This window comes from Bombella pollinis (assembly GCF_026385485.1).
Taxonomy (GTDB): Bacteria; Pseudomonadota; Alphaproteobacteria; order Acetobacterales; family Acetobacteraceae; genus Bombella; species Bombella pollinis.
On sequence record NZ_JANIDX010000022.1, the window covers coordinates 1 to 309 of the forward strand.

Below are 309 nucleotides of genomic sequence, written 5' to 3' on the forward strand. Positions count from 1 at the left end.
TGCGCAGCATGTGAGTTTGCTGTTGAGCGGGTATGATGCGTTGCATCCTGAGTTTCCTGATGATGGGCCGCCGGATAAGGATAGGCAGGAGCGTATTCGCTTAGCGAATTCTGGGTCATGGCGATTTGTTTACGATATTGAGCAGGTACATATTTGTAGTAAGGCTTTTTTGGATAAGACGCCTGCGAAGCCTGTAGTTCGTAATCATGCAGAGGTGGTTGCAAGGGACTTTCTAACCGATCGCCAAGGGACGATTAAGGCAATGATTGACGCTGGTGTAGAAAAAGGTGTTGCGGAGAGTGCAGCTGT

The 309-nt window shown here is 48.9% G+C and carries 1 protein-coding gene; it reads left to right on the forward strand.

The window, feature by feature from the left end:
• The coding region (locus tag NQF89_RS08840; RefSeq protein ID WP_266138004.1) for a hypothetical protein at positions 1–309 on the forward strand (309 nt) is incomplete at both ends.